We start from the raw sequence: 4,102 nt of genomic DNA on the forward strand, positions 1-4,102 counted from the left end.
CTGCTGCCGCTGGGCGCGGCGTCGGCGGGGCAGACGGGCGGGCCGGAATCTTCGGGCGGTGTGTCCGGGGGCGGTACGTCCGCCGCCGGTGCGCCTGCCGCCGGTACGACTGTTGCCGGTGTGCCCGCCGCCGGTACGCGCGTTGCCGGTGCGCCGGTTGTCTCCGCGCCCGCCGTTCCTACGCCCGCTGCCGTCCTGTCCGCTCCGGAGGCCGCCGTAGCCGGGCGGGAACGACTCCGTTCCCTGGGGATCGGGGAGGCCACCGCCGTCCGCTGCGGTCCCGAACTCTCCGCGCCGGACGGCGTCGAGGCGCAGACCTGTGTGCTGACCCGGGGCGGCGAGAGCTGGGCCCGCACTTACTACCGCAACACCAGCGGCGACGCGGTGGACGCCCTGCTGAGCCTGATGGGGCCCGGCGGCCGGACCGTGCTGACGCGCTGCGCCGCCGGTGGTGGTGACGAGCCAGCCACCTGCGAGACCCCGCGGCTGCGCACCCGGGGCGCACCGGGTGCCTTCACGGCCGTCGCGGAGTTCGCCGGGCGGGGCGATGCCGCGCCGCTGATGCTGCGGGCGGGCAGCAACTTCCCTGGCTAGCAAGCGAGTTGGAGTCGCGCCGACAGTGTGCGTCGACGGTGCGCGCCGGTGTGCGGGCATGGAAAGGCCCGGTTGCTGGCGACGGGGGATGCACCAGCAACCGGGCTACTGGAACGGTAACAAGAGATCGGCGGTTCGCAAATTCCGGCTCGGCCATTCGGCCACCGATTGCCTTGTCAGAACCGGGAGTTGTGACAGGCGTCACCCTCCGCGGTCACCGTCGTCCCGCCGTTCTCAGCTGAGCGTGACCTGCCGGTTCGTCAGGCCGCCGCGGGCCCGGCGCTCCTCCGGCGTGAGCGGCTCGGTGACCGCGAGGGCGGCGGTGAGACGCTCGGCGAACTCGGCGGCGGGCTTCTCCATGTCCTCGGCGCCGACCCCGCTGGGCAGGTCCCACACCGGCACGGTCAGACCGTGGGCGCGGAAGGAGCCGACCAGGCGGGTGCCCTCGCCGAGGGTGGACTGTCCGGCCGCGTGCAGCCGGGCCAGCGCGTCGAGCAGGTGCTCCTCCGGGTACGGCATGACCCAGCGCAGGTGGTTCTTCTCCGGGGTCTCGCACCAGTAGGCGGCGTCGACACCGGTCAGCTTCACCGTGGGGATCGCGGCCGCGTTGGCGCGCTCCAGGGAGGCGGTGACCTCCGTGCTCGCGTTCTCCGCGTCCGGCACCCAGAACTCGAAGCCGGTGTGCACGACCGGCTCGAACGGCGCGGTCTCGTCCAGCAGGTCCTGCAGCCGGGGCCCGTCGGCGGGGGCGCGGCGGGCCTCGACCGGGGTGCCGGGCTCGGCCTCCAGCGCGCGCAGCAGCGTGTCGGCGAGGTCGCGGCTGATGTCGCCGGAGGCCGTGTCGTTCTGCAGGCCGATCAGCACCGAGCCGTCGTCGCGGCGCAGCGCGGGCCACGCCATCGGGAGCACGGTGGCCAGCGTGACGGAGGGGACGCCCTCGGGCAGACCGTCCCGCAGGGTCAGCGCGGCGGTGGCGGCCGGGACCAGCTCGCGCAGCGCCACCCAGTCGCACTCGCCGCCCAGTCCCTCGAAGGGCCGCTGCACCAGCTCGGTCACCGCGTGCGCGGCGGCCCGGCCGTGGCACGCCTTGTAGCGCCGGCCGCTGCCGCAGGGGCAGGCTTCCCGGGCGCCGACGACCGGAATCTGTCCATCGGCGGAGCGGGCCCCGCTCGGCTGCGGGCGCTTGGCCTTGGTCTGGGGTCGCTTCTTGGCCATCGTGGGCTTCTCCCGGTTACGGCTCTGTCTCGTACGCGGGGAGCCTAGCCGTTCGCGCCACGACGGGCCCGGACCTGTGGACAACCCTCGGCGGCCCGGGGTTCCGGGCGGTCCCGGGGCCGTCCCGGGGCCGTCAGTCCAGGGCGTCGAACATGTCCGCGAAGTCCAGCCCGTCCAGCCCGTCCAGGGCGGGGAGCGCCGGAACGGCCGTGACGCGCGTAGCGAAAGCGTTGTGTCCGCAGCGTGCGTCGGGATCGTGCACGTCGGCGTGGACGATCACCCAGACCGTCATCTCACCGGGGATCCCGTCCCGGACGCCCCAGTCGTCGGCGAGCGCGTCGATGATGCTCAGTCCCCGGCCGCCGTGCGCGGTGACCGAGGGGCTCGCCGGAGCCGGGCGGGTCGGGCCGCCGCCGTCCGTTACCTCCACGATGAGCCGTCCCCGCGCGTCCACCCGCCAGGCCGCCCGCACCGAGCCGGTCCCGGCCGGGGCGCCGCCCAGGGGGCGTCCGTGCCGGTACGCGTTGCTCAGCAGTTCGGACAGAATCAGCACGGCGTCGTCGATGACCGATTCCGACACACCGCCGCCGCGCAGTTGCGCACGCATCCGGTGCCTCGCCTTGCCCACGCCCGCAGGGCCATGGGGTACGGCCATGCTCGACGACGTGGGCACCTCCTGTGCCACCACCAACGCCACCCCCGAGACCTCCTTCGCCCCACGCCACGGTGTGGATGCCCCTTTGGCCTGTACCGGAAACCGGTCAGTCTTGTTCCGGCGACGCATTCGCAACGTCCGCACACGCACCGAACGCGCCGGAGCACTCCCTTGTACTCCCTATGGCCGGGTGGCCGGATATCGGTGGTGTGGCCGGGAAACGGAGGATGCTCCACCGCCGCTCCCGGGTCAAGAGCCGCGCGCCGGTCCTTACGGGACTCTTGGCCCGTACCGGGCCGGAAGCCGTGTGCCCGTCGCCGGAAGCCGTGTGCTCAGCGCCGCGCCGTGTGGTCAGCCGAGGCGACCCAGCCTGCCGAGGACCGCGCGCGGGCGGTTGGTGATGATGGCGTCCACACCGAGCCGGACGCACAGGTCCACGTCCTCGGGCTCGTTCACGGTCCACACATGGACCTGGTGACCGGCCTGTTTCAGCCGTTCGACATATGCCGGGTGGCTGCGCAGGATGCGGATCGAGGGCCCGGCGATGCCCACTCCCTCGGGCAGCCGGCCGTCGCGCAGCCGGGGCGAGACGAACTGGGCGAGGTACACGGTCGGCAGGTTCGGCGCGGCCGCCCGCACCCGGTGCAGGGAGCGCGCCGAGAAGCTCATGACGCGCACCGGGGAGTCGGCGGGGTGCTCCGGCGCGTCCAGGCCGAACCGCTTCAGCAGCATCAGCAGCCGTTCCTCGACCTGGCCCGCCCAGCGCGTGGGGTGCTTGGTCTCGATGGCCAGCTGCACCGGGCGTCCGGCGTCCGCGACCAGTTCCAGGAGCCGTTCCAGGGTGAGGACGGAGGTCGCCTCGCGGTCCTCGGGCCGGTGCTCCCAGTCGGGCTCCTCGTCCCGGCCGCGCCCCTTCCAGGAGCCGAAGTCCAGGGCCGCGAGGTCGGCCAGCTCCAGGGCGGAGACCGCGCCGCGGCCGTTGGAGGTGCGGTTGACCCGCCGGTCGTGCACACAGACCAGATGGCCGTCGGCGGTGAGGCGTACATCGCATTCGAGCGCGTCCGCGCCGTCCTCGATCGCCTTGCGATAGGCGGCCAGGGTGTGTTCGGGCGCGTCCTCGGAGGCTCCCCGGTGCGCGACGACCTGGATGGAGTGCTGTGATACGTGGGTCACGGCGTCATCGTGCCACCGACACGACGTGTGGCGGGAGGCGGGAACGCTCCCCGTGACGCGCGCGCCGATGCGTTGTAATTAATGCATATATAAGTATTGCCGGAGATGTCCTGTGTAAAGGTTGTCACCGGACCCACAGCCCCCGCTTATGGTGCTCTGACGGCTCGTGGGAAAAGCTGCGTACATACAACAGGAACGGCACGAGCGAGTGCGACCGACGACGACAGCCGTGGATCGAGGAGAAGAGCTGTGAGCACCGAGAACGAGGGCAACGCGGTACCCCCGGCCCCGTCCGCACCTCCCGTGCCGGTGGACGCTCCCCCTGCTTCCGCGCAGGGCGCCGTATCCGACGGCGGAGCACCGACGACTCCGCTGCCGCCGCTGCCCCAGGGCCTGCCCGGCGCCGCCGGGCAGGCTCCGGGACCGGCATCCGCCGAGGGCCCCCAGGCCCACGGCCAGGGCCCC

Annotated in this window: 4 protein-coding genes and 1 pseudogene; 2 read left to right on the plus strand and 3 right to left on the minus strand. The window is 73.0% G+C overall.

The features are described 5' to 3' along the window. Positions 1-594 carry a hypothetical protein gene (locus tag GTW40_RS18850; protein WP_161181367.1) on the plus strand — a complete coding sequence of 198 codons (594 nt, stop codon included), beginning with the start codon at positions 1-3 and terminating at the stop codon, positions 592-594. A gap of 234 nt (positions 595-828) precedes the next feature. On the opposite strand, the gene GTW40_RS18855 is transcribed toward GTW40_RS18850, so the two are convergent. The 3 genes from GTW40_RS18855 to GTW40_RS18870 form a co-directional block, all read right to left on the minus strand. Continuing rightward, the gene (locus tag GTW40_RS18855; protein WP_161181368.1) at positions 829-1,809 is read right to left on the minus strand and encodes a DUF5926 family protein; all 981 of its coding nucleotides are present in this window, start codon (positions 1,807-1,809) and stop codon (positions 829-831) included. Between the two features lie 133 nt (positions 1,810-1,942). Next, the gene (locus tag GTW40_RS18860; protein WP_202486099.1) at positions 1,943-2,593 is read right to left on the minus strand and encodes an ATP-binding protein; all 651 of its coding nucleotides are present in this window, start codon (positions 2,591-2,593) and stop codon (positions 1,943-1,945) included. A 222-nt stretch (positions 2,594-2,815) separates the two neighbouring features. Further along, entirely contained in the window at positions 2,816-3,637 is an 822-nt protein-coding gene (locus GTW40_RS18870; RefSeq protein ID WP_161181370.1) for a glycerophosphodiester phosphodiesterase, read from the minus strand. 249 nt (positions 3,638-3,886) lie between these two features. Between GTW40_RS18870 and GTW40_RS32725 the strand changes: the two are divergent. Further along, positions 3,887-4,102: pseudogene (locus GTW40_RS32725) on the plus strand (protease); the annotation flags it as partial.

It is taken from the genome of Streptomyces sp. SID4985, assembly GCF_009863025.1.
GTDB lineage: Bacteria > Actinomycetota > Actinomycetes > Streptomycetales > Streptomycetaceae > Streptomyces.

Coding starts and splice junctions, on each gene's coding strand:
- GTW40_RS18855 (WP_161181368.1), bottom strand. CDS start 1,809: ATGGCCAAGAAGCGACCCCAGACCAAGGCCAAGCGCCCGCAGCCGAGC.
- GTW40_RS18860 (WP_202486099.1), bottom strand. CDS start 2,593: ATGCGTCGCCGGAACAAGACTGACCGGTTTCCGGTACAGGCCAAAGGG.